This is a genomic window from Pseudomonas sp. B16(2017), from assembly GCF_002113205.1.
GTDB classification, from domain to species: Bacteria; Pseudomonadota; Gammaproteobacteria; order Pseudomonadales; family Pseudomonadaceae; genus Aquipseudomonas; species Aquipseudomonas pharyngis.
In genome coordinates this window covers 90,354-106,576 of sequence record NZ_NEKA01000010.1, presented here as the reverse complement: position 1 = coordinate 106,576, position 16,223 = coordinate 90,354, and the positions used below count along the sequence as shown (strand labels likewise).

Annotated in this window: 17 protein-coding genes; 5 read left to right on the top strand and 12 right to left on the bottom strand. The window is 62.4% G+C overall.

Translation table 11 applies throughout. The annotated features are described in order from the left end of the window. Window positions 1–86: 86 nt before the first annotated feature. The 3 genes from CAG25_RS18460 to CAG25_RS18450 all read right to left on the bottom strand — a co-directional run bounded on the left by CAG25_RS18460 (window position 87) and on the right by CAG25_RS18450 (window position 2,222). Entirely contained in the window at window positions 87–680 is a 594-nt protein-coding gene (locus tag CAG25_RS18460) for an HAD family hydrolase (protein WP_085612582.1), read from the bottom strand. Continuing rightward, complete coding sequence (tesB, locus tag CAG25_RS18455) at window positions 677–1,546, bottom strand: acyl-CoA thioesterase II (RefSeq protein WP_007958750.1); 870 nt, start codon at window positions 1,544–1,546, stop codon at window positions 677–679. The genes CAG25_RS18460 and tesB overlap by 4 nt, the downstream gene beginning before the upstream one ends. Window positions 1,547–1,652: 106 nt before the next feature. After that, on the bottom strand, window positions 1,653–2,222 hold the full coding sequence (locus CAG25_RS18450) for a GNAT family N-acetyltransferase (RefSeq protein ID WP_064599611.1): 570 nt from the start codon (window positions 2,220–2,222) through the stop codon (window positions 1,653–1,655). Between the two features lie 82 nt (window positions 2,223–2,304). Between CAG25_RS18450 and CAG25_RS18445 the strand changes: the two genes are divergently transcribed. Both CAG25_RS18445 and CAG25_RS18440 read left to right on the top strand, forming a co-directional pair. Then, entirely contained in the window at window positions 2,305–3,225 is a 921-nt protein-coding gene (locus CAG25_RS18445) for a histone deacetylase (RefSeq protein WP_007958746.1), read from the top strand. A gap of 139 nt (window positions 3,226–3,364) precedes the next feature. Next, entirely contained in the window at window positions 3,365–4,642 is a 1,278-nt protein-coding gene (locus tag CAG25_RS18440; protein ID WP_143492963.1) for a TIGR03862 family flavoprotein, read from the top strand. 38 nt (window positions 4,643–4,680) lie between these two features. Here CAG25_RS18440 and CAG25_RS18435 read toward each other — a convergent pair whose 3' ends face one another. Further along, on the bottom strand, window positions 4,681–6,018 hold the full coding sequence (locus tag CAG25_RS18435; protein ID WP_085612580.1) for a DEAD/DEAH box helicase: 1,338 nt from the start codon (window positions 6,016–6,018) through the stop codon (window positions 4,681–4,683). Window positions 6,019–6,083: 65 nt separating this feature from the next. Beyond that, window positions 6,084–7,034, bottom strand: coding sequence for a drug/metabolite exporter YedA (gene yedA / locus CAG25_RS18430; protein WP_085612579.1), 951 nt, complete (start codon window positions 7,032–7,034; stop codon window positions 6,084–6,086). Between the two features lie 163 nt (window positions 7,035–7,197). On the opposite strand from yedA, the gene CAG25_RS18425 reads away from it, so the two are divergent. Beyond that, window positions 7,198–7,653, top strand: a complete 456-nt coding sequence (locus CAG25_RS18425) for an Lrp/AsnC family transcriptional regulator (protein ID WP_085612578.1) — start codon at window positions 7,198–7,200, stop codon at window positions 7,651–7,653. Window positions 7,654–7,780: 127 nt separating this feature from the next. Here CAG25_RS18425 and CAG25_RS18420 read toward each other — a convergent pair whose 3' ends face one another. From CAG25_RS18420 to CAG25_RS18410, 3 genes are all read right to left on the bottom strand, one after another. Then, window positions 7,781–8,386 (bottom strand): PolC-type DNA polymerase III, encoded by a 606-nt coding sequence (locus tag CAG25_RS18420; RefSeq protein WP_085612577.1) that lies wholly within the window; start codon window positions 8,384–8,386, stop codon window positions 7,781–7,783. 40 nt (window positions 8,387–8,426) lie between these two features. Further along, a complete protein-coding gene (locus CAG25_RS18415; RefSeq protein WP_085612576.1) occupies window positions 8,427–8,906 on the bottom strand; it encodes an NYN domain-containing protein in 480 nt (159 codons plus the stop codon). A gap of 137 nt (window positions 8,907–9,043) precedes the next feature. Beyond that, on the bottom strand, window positions 9,044–9,817 hold the full coding sequence (locus CAG25_RS18410; protein ID WP_085612575.1) for a DUF2076 domain-containing protein: 774 nt from the start codon (window positions 9,815–9,817) through the stop codon (window positions 9,044–9,046). A gap of 178 nt (window positions 9,818–9,995) precedes the next feature. On the opposite strand from CAG25_RS18410, the gene CAG25_RS18405 reads away from it, so the two are divergent. Further along, complete coding sequence (locus tag CAG25_RS18405) at window positions 9,996–10,670, top strand: YciC family protein (RefSeq protein ID WP_218191697.1); 675 nt, start codon at window positions 9,996–9,998, stop codon at window positions 10,668–10,670. A 74-nt stretch (window positions 10,671–10,744) separates the two neighbouring features. Then, on the top strand, window positions 10,745–11,821 hold the full coding sequence (locus tag CAG25_RS18400; protein ID WP_085612573.1) for an endonuclease/exonuclease/phosphatase family protein: 1,077 nt from the start codon (window positions 10,745–10,747) through the stop codon (window positions 11,819–11,821). Window positions 11,822–11,823: 2 nt separating this feature from the next. Here the strand turns inward: CAG25_RS18400 and CAG25_RS18395 are convergent, their stop codons facing one another. The 4 genes from CAG25_RS18395 to CAG25_RS18380 all read right to left on the bottom strand — a co-directional run bounded on the left by CAG25_RS18395 (window position 11,824) and on the right by CAG25_RS18380 (window position 16,197). Next, on the bottom strand, window positions 11,824–12,660 hold the full coding sequence (locus CAG25_RS18395) for an ABC transporter ATP-binding protein (RefSeq protein WP_085612572.1): 837 nt from the start codon (window positions 12,658–12,660) through the stop codon (window positions 11,824–11,826). Then, on the bottom strand, window positions 12,648–13,451 hold the full coding sequence (locus CAG25_RS18390; RefSeq protein WP_064599626.1) for an ABC transporter permease: 804 nt from the start codon (window positions 13,449–13,451) through the stop codon (window positions 12,648–12,650). The genes CAG25_RS18395 and CAG25_RS18390 overlap by 13 nt, the downstream gene beginning before the upstream one ends. A gap of 10 nt (window positions 13,452–13,461) precedes the next feature. Beyond that, entirely contained in the window at window positions 13,462–14,439 is a 978-nt protein-coding gene (locus tag CAG25_RS18385) for an ABC transporter substrate-binding protein (protein ID WP_085612571.1), read from the bottom strand. A gap of 387 nt (window positions 14,440–14,826) precedes the next feature. Next, window positions 14,827–16,197, bottom strand: coding sequence for an aspartate aminotransferase family protein (locus tag CAG25_RS18380; RefSeq protein WP_085612570.1), 1,371 nt, complete (start codon window positions 16,195–16,197; stop codon window positions 14,827–14,829). Window positions 16,198–16,223 lie beyond the last annotated feature (26 nt).

The following is a 16,223-nucleotide window of genomic DNA, read 5'->3' as shown; positions in this document are numbered from 1 at the left end:
GTCGCACCGCCGCTCCCACATTTGGAATGCGTTTCCCTGTGGGAGCGGGCTTGCTCGCGAAGGCGTCCGTGCAGACAATGCAGGCCTCAGGCGAACAACATTCGCCGCAATTCCACACAATCCTTCGCATGCCAGTCGGTCAACTCCGGCCATGGATTGTCCGGCAGGTTCACCAGCACCGTGCGTGCGCCCGCCGCCCGGCCACAATCAAGATCAAACCGGTAATCACCGACCATCACCATCTCGTTCGCCGGCACTTGCCAGGCCTCGGCCAGTTTCAGCAGACCACCCGGATGCGGTTTCGGCGGTGCTTCATCGCGGCCCAGCACATCCTCCACCGCAAAACAGTCAGCCAGGCCGATGGCCTCCAGCGTCACATGGGCCAGCTCCCGCGCATTGCGGGTCAGGATGCCGAGGCGATACCCCCGCGCGTGCAGGTCGCGCACCAGCTCCACCGCGCCGACCGCCGGGGTCGAGCCTAGCGCCAGATCGCGCTCATGCTCCAGCAACCAAGCGTGTTTCGCCGCTGCTTCCTCGGCGGGCAATGCCGCGAGGTGGGTGAGGATGTCGTCCTCCGCCGGGATCGACAGCGCCACGCGAATCGCCGCGAAATCATGCACCGCGACGGTCAGGGTGCCGTCCATGTCGAACACCCAGTGCCGCACATCCGCCAGACTCATGCCCAGTCCTTGCGATGACGGATCAGGCCTTCCTGGGTCACCGACGCCACCAGTTGCCCGGCGCGGTTGAACACGCTGCCACGGGAGAAACCGCGAGAGTTGCCGGCCCACGGACTGTCCATGGCGTAAAGCAACCAGTCGTCGGCACGCAGGTCGTTGTGGAACCACAAGGCGTGGTCGAGGCTGGCGACCTGCATGTCTTTCTGCCAGACCGATTTGCCATGCGGCAGCATCGAGGTGGTCAGCAGACCGAAGTCCGAAGCGTAGGCCAGCAGGTATTTGTGCAGCGCCGGGATGTCGGCCAACGCGCCGTCGGCGCGGAACCACACGTACTTGACCGGATCCGCCGGTTGCGGGTTGTACGGGTCTTTTTCAGTGACCGGGCGCACTTCGATCGGCTTCGGGCACAGCAGCTTTTCGCGCATGTGTTCCGGGATCAGGTGCGCGCGTTGCTGGGTCAGTTCCAGCTCCGACGGCAGATTTTCCGGGCCGACCACTTGCGGCATCTGGCTCTGGTGCTCGAAGCCTTCTTCGTCGTACTGGAACGAAGCGCTGCAGGTGAAAATCGGGTGGCCCTTCTGGATCGCGGTCACGCGGCGGGTGCTGAAACTGCCGCCGTCACGCACGCGGTCAACCGAGTAGACCACCGGTAACTTGGCATCGCCCGGACGCAGAAAATAACCGTGCATCGAATGCACATGGCGCGCTTCTTCAACGGTCTGACTGGCCGCCGACAGCGACTGGCCGAGCACCTGGCCGCCGAACAACTGGCGAAAGCCCAGATCCTGACTGCGACCACGGAACAGGTTTTCCTCGATCGGTTCGAGGGTCAGCAGATCCACCAGATCTTCCAACACTTGGCTCATTCAGACTCTCCTCACACAACGCTATGCCGCGCAGCCCTGGCTGCGGCGGCCAATTCAGATTCTGGCGCGAGCCATTGATCGCGCCATTGTAAACGTCCGTGTCGGCTTAGCCATGCAAGGTCTGCAGCCATTGCTCCCGGGTGATGCGGTACAACACATGTCGACTTAACGGATGGTCGACAGCCAGTTTCGGGTGATCGAAATCGTCGGCTGGATCGTGATGCATGCCGATCGCCTGCATGACTTTTTCCGACGGCAGATTGCTCTGCGCGGTGAAGGACACGATCTCCTTCAGGGACAAACGGTCAAAGCCGCAACGCAGCGCGGTCCACGCCGCTTCGCTGGCATAACCCAGGCCCCAATGTTCCTTGGCCAGCCGCCAGCCGATTTCCACCGCCGGGGTGAACGGCGCATCGAAGCCGACCACGCCGAGCCCGGTAAAACCGATGAATTCGCCAGTGTCTTTGCGCTCCAGCGCCCACAGGCCGTAACCGTGTTCGGCAAAATGCCCACGCACCCGGCCGATCAACGCGGCGCTTTCCAGCCGACTCAAAGGCGCGGGGAAGTAGCGCATCACCTGCGGGTCGGCGCACATGGCCGCGAACGCCGGCAAATCCTCGTCCTGCCATTGGCGCATCAGCAGCCTTGCGCTTTGCAGCTCCAGTATCGGTTCCATCCCGCCCCTCCGCTTGATGCCGTCAGTCTACATCGCTGTTAGGCTTTGCACTCTTTCCTGCAGCCTTTATGAATAGTCCACCATGCCGTTGCCGCTGATCTACCACGAAGACTACAGCCCGGAATTTCCGGCGGATCACCGCTTCCCCATGGACAAGTTCCGCCTGCTGCGCGATCACCTGGTGGACAGCGGCCTGACACGCGACGAAGACCTGCTGCGCCCCGAGTTGTGCCCTGCCGACATTCTCGCCCTGGCCCATGACCGCGGTTATATCGAACGCTACATGAGCGGCGAGTTGTCCCGCGAAGACCAGCGGCGCCTCGGTCTGCCGTGGAATGAAGCGCTGGCGCGACGCACGGTGCGGGCGGTCGGCGGTTCGATTCTGGCAGCGGAAAAAGCGCTGGAACATGGCCTGGCCTGTCACCTCGCCGGCGGCACCCATCACGCCCACTACGACTACCCCGCCGGGTTCTGCATCTTCAATGACCTGGCAATCATCAGTCACTATTTGCTGCAAAGCGGTCGGGTGAACCGGGTGCTGATCTTCGACTGCGACGTGCATCAGGGCGACGGCACTGCGCGGATTCTGCACAACACGCCGGAAGCGATCACCGTTTCCCTGCACTGCGAAAAGAATTTTCCTGCACGCAAGGCCGAAAGCGACTGGGACATTCCGCTGCCCAACGGCATGGGCGACGCCGACTACCTGAAAGTTGTCGACGACGCACTCAACTATCTGCTGCCGCTGTATCAGCCGGACCTGGTGCTGTACGACGCCGGTGTCGACGTGCACAAGGACGACGCCCTCGGTTATCTGCAACTGACCGACGAAGGCGTCGCCGCCCGCGACGAAAGCGTGATGCGCCACTGCCTGGGTCGCGACATCCCGGTGGTCGGGGTGATCGGTGGCGGCTACAGCAAGGATCGCCACGCCCTCGCCCGCCGCCACGGGATCCTGCATCACAGTGCGCAGCGCGTCTGGCAGTCATCCGGTTGTCATTGAGTTGTGCTGCGTTACCCACAATGGCTGTGGAACGGCCTGTGGATAACCTGAGCGAAAGGGACTACAGCCCACGCTGAACATGGCCTGCAGCGCGCTGGTTATTTTTTGATCAGGCCTGACGATGGCCGCTGCTGCTAGAATGCGCGGCTTATTCCGCCACGCTATTGCCGCTGCCATGACCCAGACTCCCGCCGCCCTTCCCGCTCACGTCGCCATCATCGGCGGTGGCCCCGCCGGCCTGATGGCCGCCGAAGTGCTGAGCCAGGCCGGAGTCCGCGTCGATCTGTACGACGGCATGCCCTCGGTGGGCCGCAAGTTCCTGCTGGCCGGGGTCGGTGGCATGAACATCACCCATTCCGAAGCCTACCCGGCCTTCCTCTCGCGCTACGCCGAACGCGCCCCGAACATCGCCCAGCTGCTGCGCGCGTTCGACGCCGATGCACTGTGCCGCTGGATTCACGAACTGGGCATCGAAACCTTCGTCGGCAGCTCCGGCCGGGTGTTCCCCACCGACATGAAAGCCGCGCCATTGCTGCGCGCCTGGCTCAAGCGCCTGCGCGACAGCGGCGTGGTTATCCACACCCGCCACCGCTGGCTCGGCTGGGACGAAAAAGGCGCACTGCGCATCGACAGCCCGGAAGGCGAGAAAACCCTTTCCCCCGACGCCACCCTGCTCGCCCTCGGCGGCGGCAGCTGGTCGCGACTGGGCTCCGACGGCGCGTGGATGCTGCCGCTGGAGCAACGCGGTGTAGGACTGGCGCCGTTGCAGCCGAGCAATTGCGGCTTCGAGGTGCAGGCCTGGAGCGAAGTGATGGTCAGCAAATTCGCCGGCGCGCCGCTGAAAAATATCGCCATCGGTTTGAACGACGATGTTCCGCGTCTGGGTGAATGCGTAATTACCGCAACCGGCATCGAGGGTAGTTTGATCTACGCGCTGTCGGCGCCGATTCGTGAGGCGATCAATGTGCACGGTGCCGCGACCATTCACATCGACCTGCTGCCCGGCCGACCTGTGGATAAATTGCAGGCGGCATTGAGCAAACCACGGGGTTCGCGCTCGATGGCCAAGCATCTGCACAGTCAGGTCGGGATTGATGGGGTGAAAGCGGCGTTGCTGCGGGAACTCACTGATGCGGCGACGTTTGCTGATCCGGCGTTGTTGGCGAGAGCGATCAAGGCTTTGCCGCTGACGCTGGTGAAAACCCGTCCGCTGGATGAGGCGATCAGTAGTGCCGGCGGGGTGACGTTCGAGACGATGGATGAGCGGATGATGCTCAAGGCGTTGCCGGGGGTGTTTTGTGCGGGGGAGATGCTGGATTGGGAGGCGCCGACTGGCGGTTATCTACTGACGGCATGTTTTGCCAGTGGCCGGGCGGCCGGAGCTGGAATGCTGGACTGGTTGAAACAGCGTAACTGATCGTTCCCGCATTGCGCGGGAACGACCCTGTCTGACGCTTAAGGCTTACACTTACGCGGCCCGGTATTGAACACCGGCACCTTGCGCACAGGCTTGATCGAAGGCTCCGGCGCCTGGGTCTCGCCGCTGTCCACCCACTTGCCCAGATTGCGCTTGCCACCGCCACCGGAAGCTTTCGGCTTCTTCGGTTTCTTCGGCTTCTTGATCACCTGACCACTGGCATCGGTGTCCGGCACGCGGTGCTCGGGCACGAAATCCGGCTCAACCTCGCGCTTCAACGTGCTGCGGGTCAGCATTTCAATCGCCGACAACATGTTCACTTCATCGGCGCACACCAGCGAAATCGCCTCACCGGTCGAACCCGCGCGGCCAGTCCGGCCGATACGGTGAATGTAATCCTCGGCCACGATCGGCAGATCAAAGTTGACCACCAGCGGCAGGTCTTCGATATCCAGACCACGGGCCGCCACGTCGGTGGCCACCAGAATCTGCACTTCGCTCAGTTTGAAGCGGTCCAGCGCCCGCTGCCGGGTCGCCTGCGGCTTGTCGCCGTGGATCCCGTCGGCGTTCACGCCCAGGCCCTGAAGTTTCTCGACCAACGCGTCCACACCATTACGGGTCTTGGCGAACACCAGCACCTGCTTCCACTTGTTCTTGCGCATCAGGTGCACGAACAGTTCCGGCTTGCGCTTCTTGTCCACCGTCACCACCCACTGCTTGACGGTGTTGGCGGCGACGTTGCGCGGGCTGACTTCGATGCTCTGCGGATCGTTGAGCATCTGCCCGGCCAGCAGGCGGATGTCATCGGAGAAGGTCGCGGAGAACAGCAGCGTCTGCCGCTTCTTCGGCAGCGCGCGATAAATGTTCGCCAGCTCTTCGGAAAAGCCCAGGTCGAGCATGCGGTCGGCTTCGTCCAGTACCAGGGTTTGCAGCTGGTTGAATTTCAGCGCGTTCTGGCGGAACAGGTCGAGCAAACGGCCCGGGGTCGCGACCAGCAGATCGACGCCGCCGCGCAGCTTCATCATCTGCGGGTTGATGCTGACACCGCCGTACACCGCGTAAGTGCGCAATGGCAGGTTCTCAGCGTACTGGCGCACGGCTTCGTGGACTTGCTCGGCCAGCTCGCGGGTCGGCACCAGAATCAGCGCACGTACCGAGTTGGCGGTGACTTTCGGCCCTTCCATCGCCAGCAGTTGCAGCAGCGGCAAAGCGAAACCGGCGGTCTTGCCGGTGCCGGTCTGGGCCGCAGCCATCAGGTCGCGACCGGCCAGCACGGCCGGAATGGCTTGCGCCTGCACCGGCGTCGGGGTCTGGTAGCCGAGCTTCTCGAGGGAGCGCAGCAAGGGTTCGATCAGGCCAAGGGTGGCGAAAGTCATGGGAGTACCGTAGGAAAAATCAGAGCGGTTGTGCAAAACAAGTATGCGATGACGCGCAGTTTACCCTAATTCCCACGCTGCTCCGTCGCTATGACCTTCGCTGCGGCAGCCGGCTCGCTGACCACCGGCGACCGCGCCGGACGCCGCCACTGCGGCAGACTGATCAGCACCACCGCGCCGATGATCACCAGCATCGCCAGCGCCTCTTCGATGCCGATGGTCTCGCCGACAAACACGATCCCCAGCAACACCGCCACCGCCGGGTTGACGTAGGCATAACTGGTGGCCGCCGCCGGACGAACGTTTTTCAACAGATACATGTAAGCGTTGAAGGCGATGATCGAGCCGAAGAAGATCAGGTACGCCAGCGCCAGCCAGCCTTCCAGCGGCGGCATGGCCTGCAGGTGCTCACCGCTGGCCGCGCTGCCGATCAACAGCACCACGCCGCCCACCAGCATTTCCACGGCACTGGCCATTGCACCCTGGGGCAGCGGCAAGTGCTTGCTCCACACCGAACCGAACGCCCAGCTCGCCGCCGCGAAAATCAGCAACGCCGCGCCCAGCGGACTCGATTGCAGGTTGGAGCCCATGTTGAGCATCGCGATGCCAATAATCCCCATCACCACCCCGGCCCACTCCAGGCGAGTGTTGCGCGCGCCCCAGAAATAACCGCAGAGCAAGGTAAACAGCGGCACCGTCGCTACCGCCAGCGCAGCAACACCCGACGCCACGCCGCTGTGCTCGGCCAGGGTCACCGCGCCGTTGCCGAAGCTCAGCAACAAAATCCCGATGATCCCCGCCGCCTTCCACTGCGCCCAGGTCGGCGCCGGTGCTCCGCGCCAGCGCAGGAACGCGTACATCAGGGTGCCGGCAATCACGAAGCGCACGCCGCCGAGCATCAGCGGCGGCCAGTATTCGACGCCGATGCGGATCACCAGATAGGTCGATCCCCAAATCACGTACAGCGCAAAAAACGCAGCGATCAAGGGCAGGGAAAAACGGCGCAAGGCAGACATGGGCAGCTCGAAAGTCAGACTCAGGGGATGGGTTATTCTAGAAAGGCCAACCGCTAAAAATAAGTTACAAAACCTGTTTATAGCGCCGGTACACTTTTGAAAACACGGAGATCGACGGCCAAAACCGCGATTTCGAAAGTCTGGCATTTTCAGGAGTCCGACCTTGGACAAATACGACCGCATGCTGCTCAGCGCCCTGCTCGAAAACGGTCGCGCGTCCTACGCCGACCTCGCCCGCAAAGTGAACCTCTCCGCCCCCGCCGTCGCCGAGCGTGTGGCCAAACTTGAGGCCAGCGGCGTCATCACCGGCTACTCGGCCAAAGTCGACATGGCCAAACTCGGCCTGCCGATCCAGTGCGTTATCGAACTGCGCCTGAACCAGCACGGCAACCCGAAGGTGTACGACGAACTGATCAGAATTCCGCAACTCACCGAATGCCACCGCGTCACCGGCGACCCGTGCGTGATCATGCAGGCAGCCGTGGGCTCGATGACCGAGCTGGAAGAGCTGATCAACCGGGTGGCGAAATTCGGCTTCAGCAAGACCTCGATCGTGTTGTCGAGCGCGATAGAGAAGCGGGTGCCGCTCGGCCACATTGAAGGCAACGGCAAATCCTGAGACAAGAGTGATCCCTGTGGGAGCGGGCTTGCCCGCGATGAGGCCATCACATCCAACAATTTGGGTGACTGACAATACGCCATCGCGGGCAAGCCCGCTCCCACAGGGAAATGTGTTTGCCTGAAAATCAGCGATAGCGCTGAAGGTGCTCACCGACCTTGGCGGCCGGGACTTTCTGCAACTTGCACAGCAGGTCGTGCGATAGCTCCCGCACCCCATGCTTGCGCCGCAACTCTTCAGCCAAATGCGCCATCAGGTTCGCCGCCATCTCCGCATCCGCCATCGCCCGGTGCGCCTGGCCGGTATGCGGCAATTGAGCGAAGGTAGTGAGCGTACCAAGCTTGTGGTTCGGCGCCGCCGGCATCAGACGACGGGCCAGCAGCAGCGAGCAGGCGAAGTTCTGCAAACGGGTGCGTTTGATCCGGCCCAGTTCGAAGTCCCAGAACTTCTGGTCGAAGGCGGCGTTGTGCGCCAGCAGCGGTGTGCAGCCGACGAATTCGTTGACTTCGTTCATCACTTGTTCGGCCGGTGGCGCGGTGCGCAGCATGGCATTGCTGATGCCGGTGAGTTGTTCGATGAAGGCCGGGACGCGGACGCCGGCGTTCATCAGGCTCTGGTAACGCTCGACGATGCGGCCGTTTTCCAGCATGACCACGGCGATTTCCGTGGCCCGGCAGCTGCTGCTCGGCGAGATGCCGGTGGTTTCAAAGTCGATGACTGCAATGCGTTCCAACCGGGTGGTACTCCGTCCAAATCAATACTTGAGCTTGCGCTCAATTTTTCAACAGCAGTGCGCCTTCGATCGGCACATAACGGCTGGCGGCGCGGATCAGCGAGTTGGCGGTCAGGCCGGGAACACCGTAGGCCACCGCTTGCACGCCGTGTTTGCTGATGATGCGTTCGAGCAACATATCGAAGTCGCCGTCACCAGAGGCCAGGACGATTTCGTCGACGTGGTCGGCGGCGTCCATGATGTCGAGGGTGATGCCCACGTCCCAGTCGCCCTTGGCCGAGCCGTCGCTGCGCTGGATATAGGGTTTGAGTTTCACGGTGAAACCGAGGTTGCGCAGGATCTGCTGGAACTGCTGCTGTTTGCTGTCGCCCCGGTCGATCGCATAGGCGTAGGCCTCGACGATCTGCCCGTGCTGGCTGACATCCGCCCACAGCGCCGCGTAGTTGAAGTGGCAACCGTAGGCCTGACGCACGGTGTAGTAGAGGTTCTGCACATCGGCGAACACTGCGATTTTTTTCACCGGAGTTCCTGTGAGCGCTGACGCGCATGAGCCGGATCAGGCACCAGGCCCGAAAAAGGCGCTCAGTATGCCAGCCCGAAGGAAGGTTCCGCGAATAATCGGCCCGGGGCGATCAGGCGCCCCGGACGAATGGTGAATCAGACGAAGGAATCGTCGTCATCGAAGAACGATGAGTTGTCGTCGCTGTAGTCGGTGTCGGCAAAGCCGCCCTGGTCATTACCGTAGGAGTCGTTGTTGGCCATGCGCTGGTCATCGCCCCAGCCGTTGTTGCTCTGGTCGTTGTTGCTCTGGTCGTTGACCTGGGCCGGCTCTTCCTTGATGACTTCGACGATTTCTTCCGGCTGCTGGTTGTGATGGAACAGGCTGCTGATGCCTTGTGCCAGCATCACGCCACCGGCCACACCGGCGGCGGTTTTCAGGGCGCCGCCGAGGAAGCTGCTGCCGGCCGCCGGGGCCGCTTGTTGCTGGCCATAACCCGGTGGTGGCGCGCCGAAGTTCTGTTGCGGCGCGGGTGCACCAAAATTCTGCTGCGGTGCCGGCTCACGCCAACCGCCGGTGGAGGCCTGGGCGCTTTGGGGCGGTGCCGGGCGCGAGCTGCTGCCACCGAAGATGCTCGACAGGAAGCCACCGCCGCTGGAGGCCGGCGGCGCACTCTGCGCCTTGGCCGATTGCAGTTCGGCCTGCAATTGCTTGACCTGTTGAGTCAGTTGTTTGTTCTGTTCGTCGAGGCTCTTGAGGGCAGCCTCCTGCACCAGAATCGCCTGGGTCATGAAATAACCTGCGGCCGGCTGGCGCGTCAGGTGTTCCTTGATCCGCGCTTCAGCCAGTGCGTCGCGCGGGGCTGCCTCCGTTTCGGCCTGTTGCAGCCGGGAAAACAGTCCGTCGATCAGGGTTTGTTCTTCGCTGTTCATGGCGACCTCGTAGATTGCCGGAGATAACGTTGCCCTCCTCCACGTCGGAGGAGGCGCACCTCTGTAATGGAGGCAGCAACAGAATGTTTCAATGACCTTTACCGAACGTTTACGTTTGCGCAGCGAAACGGATCATCGGTTAAAGTGGGCCACTGTTTTTGACCTGCGATACCGACTGATGAATGCCTTCGATGTGCTGCGCGACTCCCTGTATTTCTTCAAACGCAATCTGGGCCGGATCGTCCAGTTGTGCCTGCCGCTGGTGATTGTCGAAGCCGTGCTGCAACAGGTGGTCGACCATGCCAGCGACCCGGACGGCTACTCGGCCATCAGCGTGATCGTCGGCCTGCTGGTGTATCCGTTGTACACCGCCGCGCTGATTCTGTTTCTCGATGCCCGCACCCGCGGCGAATCCCCGCAAACCCGCGATCTGCTGGCGATGGCCGCTCGTCTTTGGCCGCGCTTTGCCCTGCTGACTGCGCTGAACACGCTGTTGATCCTGCTCGGGCTGTCGCTGTATTTCCTGCCAGGCCTGTGGCTGATGGTCACCCTGGCCTTCGGTGAATACCTGCTGGTGCTGCGCGGTTACGGCCCGTTGCAGGCGATGAAGGAAAGCCTGCGCCTGAGCCGTGGGCATTTTCTGCGGATTCTGGTGTGCATCCTGTGTGTGATGGGGCCGCTGTGGCTGCTCAAGGGCATGACCCTGCAGGTCTATCCGGATCCGCAAAATCCATTGATCGCGGTGCTGATCGACAGCGGCCACAGCTTCCTGCAACTGTTCACCAGCGTGGTGCTGTTCCGCCTGTTCATGCTGATCAGCGAATTGCCCGACAAACGTGACGGATTAGTCTGACTGCACCGAGCTTGGGCTGATCGATGGGTCTCGGGTATGCTCGGGACCACTTCCGTATCGCTATAAGCCGAGCCATGACCCGTCTACTGCGCTACATCCTGTTGCCCGTACTGCTCGCCCTCGCCCTGATCGGCACGCTGATCTACAGCCTGACCTGGCGCCCCGACGCCCGGGAAACCCTGCCGGTCAGTTGCATCGGGCAACCGCCGACGCTGGTCCCCGGCCAGGCCCTGAAGGTCATGACCTGGAACGTGCAATACCTGGCCGGCAAGCGCTACGTGTTCTGGAATGACCTGGCGCAAGGCGACGACGAAGCCCCGACCCCGGAAGACATGGCGTTCAGCCTCGATGAAGTGGCGCGGGTGATCCGCGACGAACAGCCCGACGTGGTGCTGTTGCAGGAACTGGATGACGGCGCCAAGGCCAGCGACTATCAGAATCAACTCAAGCTGTTGCAGGAGCGCCTGACCGACCTCTATCCGTGCAGCGCCCACGCCTTTGACTGGAAGGCCGACTTCGTCCCGGATCCGCACATCTTCGGCAGCGTCGGCCGGCAACTCGCGACCCTCAGCCGCTACCGCATCGAACACGCCGAGCGCCTGCAATTGCCGGTGCAGCCGGCGAACCTCATCAGCCGTCAGTTCCAGCCGAAAGATGCGCTGCTCGCCACCACTTTGCCGCTCAGCGATGGCGGGCAACTGGTGGTGTTCAACACCCATCTGGATCGCGCCGTACAGCCGGACGACACCTTGCAGGCGCAGGTGACCGCGGTGGCCAAGGTTCTCGACAAACACGAAAGCCACGGCACGCCGTGGCTGATCGGCGGCGACTTCAACCTGTTGCCACTTGGCCAGTACCGGCGCCTGCCCACCGAGCAGCGCACGCCGTACTCCGCCGACAGTGCGCTGCATGTGCTGTGGGACAAGTACCCGATGATCCCGACCAACAACGAAGCCAGCGGCATCGACCGCGCCAAATGGCTGACCCATTACCCCAACGACCCCGGCCTCACCGGCCCGGACCGCACGGTCGATTACCTGTTCTACAGCCCGAAGATCAAACGGGTTGAAGCCACGGTGCGGCAGGACGATACCTTGCGCATTTCCGATCATTTGCCGGTGATTGCCAAGTTCCTCCTGCCGCCCAACTGACCTCAATGAGCTTCTTCGAGATCGTCGTGCAACAGCCCGAAGATCTGCCGTTTCATGTCGATAAATGAGCGCTCCATCACCATGTCCAGGGTGCGTGGGCGTTCGATCGGCACATCGAGAATCTGCTTGATCCGCCCAGGCCGCGCGCCCATCACATACACCCGGTCGCCAAGCAAGATCGCCTCGTCGATGTCGTGGGTGACGAACAGCACGGTCTTCTTGCTGTTGCCCCACACCCGCAACAACAGCTGCTGCATTTGCAGACGGGTCTGGCTGTCGAGGGCGCCGAAGGGTTCGTCCATCAGCAGGATCTGCGGGTCGTTGGCCAGTGCCCGGGCAATCGCCACCCGCTGCATCATGCCGCCGGAGAGCTGTTTGGCGTAGTTGTCGGCAAACCCGGACAAGCCGACTTCGTGCACATAGTGATCGACGATTTCCTTGCGCCGCGCCGCCGGCATGCCCCGTCGCTTGAGGCCGAACTCGACGTTCTGCCGCACCGTCAGCCACGGAAACAGCGTGTAGCTCTGGAACACCATCCCGCGATCCGCGCCGGGGCCCTGCACTTGCTGGCCGCCGACGTAGATTTCGCCGGAGGTCGGCTCGGCCAGGCCGGCGGTGAGGTATAGCAGGCTCGACTTGCCGCAGCCCGACGGCCCGACCAGCACCGCGAATTGCTGATCCGGCACCTCGAACGACACTTCTTCCAGCGCGGTGAAGGTTCCGCCGCCGGGCTTGGTGTAGCGCAGGCTGACCTTGTCCACCTGCAACCTTGGCGCGGCGAGTGCCGGTGCGGCGACCGGCTCGATGAAACGACGGTTTGCAGCGGTTACTGAGCCCATGCGGCAATCCTCAAACGCAAGAAGCGGAACAGTTGATCGGTGACCAGGCCGAGCAGGCCGATGATCGCGATGGCGAGAAAAATCACATCGACCTGAAAGCCGCGCATGGCCTTGAGGCTCAAGTAACCGAGGCCACTGGACGCGGCGACCAGTTCGGCGACCACCAGATACGTCCACGCCCAACCCATGGTCACCCGCAAGGTGTCGAGCACGCCGGGCAACGATGCCGGGGCGATCACATGCAGCACCGCGTCACGCCGGTTCGAGCCGAGGGTGTAGGAGGCGTTGATCAAGTCCTTGGAGATGCCTTTGGACACGTCCGCGATCATCACCAGTTGCTGGAAGAACACGCCGAAAATGATCACCGACACCCGCTGCTCCAGACCGATACCGATCCACAGGATGAACAGCGGCACGAACGAGGTCACCGGCAGGTAGCGGATGAAATTGACCAGCGGTTCGAGGAACGCCTGGACGATGCGAAAACTGCCCATCAACAAACCCAGCGGCACCGCCACCAGCGACGACACGATGAAACCGACCATCACCACTTCGACACTGGCCCAGACATGCTGGCCCAAGGTGCCGTCACGGCTCAGGCGCACGGCGGCTTCGACCACCGCGCCGGGCGTCGGCAGGAACATCCCCGGCACGACGCCGCCATAGGACAACCCGGCCCACAGGCCGACCAGCAACACCCAGGCCAGACCGCTGGCGCTCCACACCACCGGCACCGGCAAACCGGTCTTCGGCGTGATGCAGCGGCTCAGCCATGAATTGCGCTTGAACATGACCAGTCTCCTAGAGCGGGCTGACGAAACGGTTATCCACCAGATCATCGTTGCTGACGTTGTAGGGTTTGCCCTGCAATTCGCTGGCGGTTTCGTTGGCCAGTTTGATCAGCGGCGCGCTGTCACCCGGCTTGCCCGGCGAGCCGAGCAGTTTTTCGCTCATGGCCTGATCGTAGAAGCGCACGCCCTGCGCGGCAGCGGCCAGTTCCTTTGGATCGGACAGGTAACCGCCGACACCCTTGGCCATGATTTCGTAGGCTTTCTGTGGATGGTCCTTGGTGAACTGCACCGCTTTGTAGAGACCGGCGACCAGCGCCTTGACGTCTTCCGGCTGCTTCTCGATCACCGTGCAATTGAGCGCCACCACATCGACGATCACCCCCGGCGTACTGCTGCTGTCGATCAGCACCTTGCCCTGCTGCTTGTCGCGCACCATCGACAGATGCGGCTCCCAGGTCACGGCGGCCGGCACACGACCGGCGATGAACGCGGTGGCAGCATCGTCAGCGGTCATGTTCTGCACGGTGATGTCGCTCATGCTCATGCCGTTCTTTTTCAGCAGGTACGAGAGCCAGAACTGCGAGGTCGACCCTTCGTTGACGGCCACGGCCTGGCCCTTGAGTTCTTGCAGGCTCTTCACGTTTTTACCGACCAGCACACCGTCGCCGCCATGGCTGTCATCCAGCGCGGCCACGGCCTTGAAGCAGAACTGCGGGCGGTACTTCAGCACTTCGTCGATGGTCGAGGCCGAACCGGACAATTGCCCGGACGCCTGGGCGGCCATGTACATCGAAGCCTCTTCGACCACCGGCAATTCGACGGTCAGGCCGTTTTCCTTGAAGTAGCCCAGATCCTGGGCCAGGTACAGGGTGCCGTAGCCGACCCACGTGGTGTGGCCGATCGACAAGGTGCCGGCCTGAGCGGCGGTGACGCAAAGGGCGGAAATCGCCAGAGGACCTGCAAGACGGGTAAACAAGGACTTGTTCATGGAGCACTCCCAACGCTGTTGATTTAGTTGTCATGGGCAGTACGGCCAGCCTCGTCGGCGCGGATGCACGCTGCGGTCTCTGCTGGACTCTGGCGGGCAATGCCTTGGCTGGCGAAATCGATGTTGACCCAGGCTTGGCCTCAGGAAAACGAGGAAATAGTTAGACGCGAACGATGAAAAAACTGGGTAGTGCGCACCGCGAAAGGGCGCGTCGGACGGGGGTGCACGGAGGGGGTGCAAGACAGCAAAAACGATGTTGAATCGACTGACGCAATCGCGGGCAAGCCCGCTCCCACAGGTTTCTTGGCTAACACAAATATTGTGTACGCTCGGGATCCCTGTGGGAGCGGGCTTGCCCGCGAAGGGGGCCTTGAGCCCTACGAATACCTAGAGGCGACCGTATTCCTGCGCCGTACGATCAACCGCTTTCAACGTCTTGCCCACCAGTTCGTCAATCTCTTCACGACTGGCAATCAACGCCGGCGCCATGATCATCCGCCCCAGCGTCGAGCGAATGATCACCCCCTCTTCAAAACCAATCGTGCGGCAGCGCCAGGCGATGTCGTTCTCATTGGCAAAGCGCTTGCGCGTGGCCTTGTCTTCGGCCAGTTGCAGCGCCGCGACCATGCCGGTGCCCTGGATATCGCCCACCAGCGGGTGATTGCCGAACACCTCGCGCAGGCACTGTTGCAGGTACGGGCCGATGTCATCCTTGACCCGCATCACCACGCCTTCATCGCGCAATGCCTTGAGGTTGGCAATCGCCACCGCCGCCGCCACCGGGTGCCCGGAATAGGTCAAACCGTGGGCGAACACACCGCCCTGCTCCACCAGCACGTCGGCCATTTTCTTCGACAGGATCAGCCCGCCCATGGGGATGTAACCGGAGGTCAAGCCCTTGGCGATGGACAGGGTGTCCGGCTCGAAACCGAAGTATTCGTGGGCGAACCATTCGCCAGTGCGACCGAAGCCACCGATCACTTCATCGGCGCACAGCAGCACGTCGTATTGGCGGCAGATGCGCTGGATTTCCGGCCAGTAGCTTTCCGGCGGAAAGATCATCCCGCCCGCACCCTGGAACGGTTCGGCGATGAACCCGGCGACCTTGTCCGCGCCCAGTTCGAGGATCTTCGCTTCCAGTTGCTGCGCCGCCCGCAGGCCGAATTCTGCCGGGGTCAGACTGCCTTCGTGGGCGAAGAAGTACGGCTCGTCGATGTGCGCAATGTCGGGAATCATCCCGCCCATTTCGTGCATGAACTTCATGCCGCCGAGCGCCGTCGCCGCCAGGGTCGAACCGTGATAGCCGTTCCAGCGGCCGATCATGATTTTCTTCTCGGGCTTGCCCAGCACCTGCCAGTAACGGCGGACGGTACGGATCAGCACCTCGTTGGCCTCGGAGCCGGAGTTGGTGTAGATCGCGTGGCTGTAGTGCCCCGGCAGCAGGCTGAACAGCAGCTCGGAGAGCTCGATCACTTGCGGGTGGGTGGTGTGGAAAAACATGTTGTAGTACGGCAACTGCTCCAGTTGCCGGCTCGCCGCGGCGTTCAGATCCCTGCGCCCGTAACCGAGGTTGGTGCACCACAGCCCGGACATGCCGTCGAGGTAGCGCCGACCGTCGTTGTCCCACAGATGCAGACGCTCACCGCGCACCATCACCCGTGGGCCTTCGTCGTTGAGGGCCTTCTGGTCGACGAACGCATGAATGTGGTGCGCTGCATCGGCGGCCTGGTAGTCGCGGGTTTCACGTGAGGTGGTCATCGCCGGATCTCCTTTCTTGTTGTGAG

What these genes read in the sequence shown, in the direction of transcription:
- CAG25_RS18410 (WP_085612575.1), bottom strand. Translation starts at nt 9,817, where the DNA reads ATGAACAGCGAAGAACAAACCCTGATCGACGGACTGTTTTCCCGGCTG.
- CAG25_RS18460 (WP_085612582.1), bottom strand. Translation starts at nt 680, where the DNA reads ATGAGTCTGGCGGATGTGCGGCACTGGGTGTTCGACATGGACGGCACC.
- CAG25_RS18385 (WP_085612571.1), bottom strand. Translation starts at nt 14,439, where the DNA reads ATGAACAAGTCCTTGTTTACCCGTCTTGCAGGTCCTCTGGCGATTTCC.
- yedA (WP_085612579.1), bottom strand. Translation starts at nt 7,034, where the DNA reads ATGTCTGCCTTGCGCCGTTTTTCCCTGCCCTTGATCGCTGCGTTTTTT.
- CAG25_RS18405 (WP_218191697.1), top strand. Translation starts at nt 9,996, where the DNA reads ATGAATGCCTTCGATGTGCTGCGCGACTCCCTGTATTTCTTCAAACGC.
- CAG25_RS18390 (WP_064599626.1), bottom strand. Translation starts at nt 13,451, where the DNA reads ATGTTCAAGCGCAATTCATGGCTGAGCCGCTGCATCACGCCGAAGACC.
- CAG25_RS18450 (WP_064599611.1), bottom strand. Translation starts at nt 2,222, where the DNA reads ATGGAACCGATACTGGAGCTGCAAAGCGCAAGGCTGCTGATGCGCCAA.
- tesB (WP_007958750.1), bottom strand. Translation starts at nt 1,546, where the DNA reads ATGAGCCAAGTGTTGGAAGATCTGGTGGATCTGCTGACCCTCGAACCG.
- CAG25_RS18445 (WP_007958746.1), top strand. Translation starts at nt 2,305, where the DNA reads ATGCCGTTGCCGCTGATCTACCACGAAGACTACAGCCCGGAATTTCCG.
- CAG25_RS18400 (WP_085612573.1), top strand. Translation starts at nt 10,745, where the DNA reads ATGACCCGTCTACTGCGCTACATCCTGTTGCCCGTACTGCTCGCCCTC.
- CAG25_RS18440 (WP_143492963.1), top strand. Translation starts at nt 3,365, where the DNA reads ATGCGCGGCTTATTCCGCCACGCTATTGCCGCTGCCATGACCCAGACT.
- CAG25_RS18435 (WP_085612580.1), bottom strand. Translation starts at nt 6,018, where the DNA reads ATGACTTTCGCCACCCTTGGCCTGATCGAACCCTTGCTGCGCTCCCTC.
- CAG25_RS18380 (WP_085612570.1), bottom strand. Translation starts at nt 16,197, where the DNA reads ATGACCACCTCACGTGAAACCCGCGACTACCAGGCCGCCGATGCAGCG.
- CAG25_RS18395 (WP_085612572.1), bottom strand. Translation starts at nt 12,660, where the DNA reads ATGGGCTCAGTAACCGCTGCAAACCGTCGTTTCATCGAGCCGGTCGCC.